The sequence below is a fragment of the Kitasatospora sp. NPDC058190 genome, from assembly GCF_042883685.1.
Taxonomy (GTDB): domain Bacteria; phylum Actinomycetota; class Actinomycetes; order Streptomycetales; family Streptomycetaceae; genus Kitasatospora.
Genome location: NZ_JBHVVI010000273.1, coordinates 1 through 2,499, shown reverse-complemented (window position 1 = coordinate 2,499; position 2,499 = coordinate 1). Strand labels below are relative to the sequence as shown.

Sequence of the window (2,499 nt, the reverse complement as noted above, 5' to 3'; positions counted from 1 at the left end):
CAGCCGAGTACTTGTACGTCCCCAACGGGAACTCCTGTTCTCCGGATCATCACGATCCAAGTGTCCAGGGTGTCCACGTTCCGGGGGAAACCTCCATATTCGTACGGTCCTGTCCTTGCTGACGGTGACGACGACCTGCCGACCGTCCAGCACGGTCGTTGCCACCGCAGCCACCCCTTGCGTGTGGCCTTCCAGGGGGTCGCCGATCGGCGCGCCGGTGCCCAGGTCCCACACCCGCACCGTCCCGTCCTCGCCGCCGGTGACAGCGACCGGCCGGCCCTCCAGCTCACCGAGTGCCGCCGCCCGCACCCAGCCGGTGTGGCCTTGCACGTGGCTGCCGATCGGCTGGCGCGTGGCCAGGTCCCACACCCGCACCGTCCCGTCCTTGCTGTCGGTGACGGCGACCGTGGTCGTCGCCACCAACACGGTTCCGGTGGGAACTTTCAGCGTGTCCCCGATCTGCTCGCCGGTGGCCAGGTCCCACACCCGCGCCGTCCCATCCTCGCCGCCGGTGACAGCGACCGGCCGGCCCTCTATGGCTCCGGTTACCGCCACCCGCACCACGCCGGTCTGGCCTTCCAGCGGCTCGCCGATCTGCTCACCGGTGGCCAGATCCCATACCCGCACCGTTCCGTCGTGGTCGCTGGTGACGGCGACCGGCCGGCCGTCCACCTCACCGGTCGCCGCCGTCGAGATCCCATCGCTGTGGCCTCGCCGGGGGTTGCCGACCTGCTGGCGGGTGGCTAGATCCCACACCCACACCGTCCCCCACTCGCCGCCGGTGACGGCGACCGGCCGACCCTCCACCACCCCGGTGGCCACCGCCCACACCTCCAGGTCATGGCCTTCCAAGGGCTCGCCGATCTGCTGGCGGGTGGCCAGGTCCCACACCCGCGTCGTCCCGTCCTCGCCGCCGGTGACGGCGACCGGACGGCCCTCCACCACCGCCGTCGCCACCGCATACACCTCGCCGTCGTGGCCGTGCAGGAGGTCGCCGACGGGCTGCCCGGTGGCCAGGTCCCACACCCGCACCGTCCCCTGGTCGTCGCCGGTGACGGCGACCGGACGGCCCTCCACCACCGCCGTCGCCACCGCATACACCTCGCCATGGTGGCCTTGCAGGGGGTCGCCGATCTGCTGGCGGGTGGCCAGGTCCCACACCCGCACCGTCCCGTCCTCGCAGTTGGCGATGGCGACCGGGCGGCCGTCCACCACCGCCGTCGCCACCGCATACATCGGGCCGTCGTGGCCGTGCAGGGGGGCGCCGATCTGCTGGCGGGTGGCCAGGTCCCACACCCGCGCCGTCCCTTCCTCGCCGTTGGCGATGGCGACCGGGCGGCCGTCCACCACCGCCGTCGCCACCGCGCCTACGCCTTCGAGTGTGTCCCCGATCTGCTCGGCGGTGGCCAGGTCCCACACCGACATAGCCTCCCCGCCAGTGACGGCGACCGGGCGGCCCTCCAGCACGGTCGTCGGCACCGCGCGCACCGCGCCGTCGTGGCGGTACCGGAGGCAGCCGATCTGCTCGCCGGTGACCAGGTTCCACACCCGTACGTCCTCGGCGCCGGTGACGGCGACCAGGCGGCCGTCCACCATCGCCGTCGCCACCGCGTGCACGGGGGTGCCGTGGTCCATCATGTGCCGGAACCGGGCATCGACCTGGGTACCGGTCGACCACTCCACCTGCCACCGCAGCGCAGGCTCGCCCGCCACCGCAACGGCACTGATCCGCGCCGCCAACTCCATGTCCCCGTAGCGAGCCGCGTCCAGCGCCAGCAACTGCCGACGCACCCCCGCCGTCGCATCCCGGTGCACATGTGCCGACGCCCGATACACCGCCGCCACCAAACGAGCCCGCGGATCCGCCCCCGAATCCAGCAGCCCCCACACCCGCGCCGGATCGCCATTCACCAACAACCCCAGGTCCGTCCACCACGCCACCGGACCGGTACCTGAACCACCCTCACGCCCATCACGATTCATGACCGGAACCGTAGACGCACCCGCTGACAGGCGTGCTGCTGGGCTTCGTGGGCGTCCGGCGGTGCCGGACGCCCGGGCACCAGCGCCGCGCTTGGCCCCTGCAGCCCCGGCCAGGCGTGTGGCCTTGCGGCTGTTCCGGGCCGGGGCGGAAAGACGCCCGTTGCGTTCGCCTACTCAAGAGTGGCCGGCCCGCAGGGGCCCGATGGGGAGGATGGTCTGCCCGGTCAGCGGGGAGACAGGACCGCGACCTCGTGACCGAAACCGACCACGAGCCGCCCGCCTGGAGCCACCGCCAACGCAGTCACGCCTGCGGGGAACACCAGTTCCGGCCCCAGTTGCTCGCCGGTGGCCACGTCCCACACCCGCACCGCCCCCTCGTAGCGGCCGGTGACGGCGACCGGACGGCCCTCCATGACTCCGATTGCCGCCGCCCGCGTCCGGCCGTCGTGGCCCTGCAGGGCGTCGCCGATCTGCCGACGGGTGGACAGGTCCCATATTCGTACGGTCCCGTCGTTG

Annotated in this window: 1 protein-coding gene and 1 pseudogene; both read right to left on the bottom strand. The window is 72.6% G+C overall.

The window, feature by feature from the left end:
* A partial coding sequence (locus ACFVWU_RS44720) for a WD40 repeat domain-containing protein (RefSeq protein ID WP_387632432.1) occupies positions 1-1,983 on the bottom strand: 1,983 nt, incomplete at its 3' end.
* A gap of 224 nt (positions 1,984-2,207) precedes the next feature.
* Positions 2,208-2,499, bottom strand: a pseudogene (locus ACFVWU_RS44715) (hypothetical protein); the annotation flags it as partial.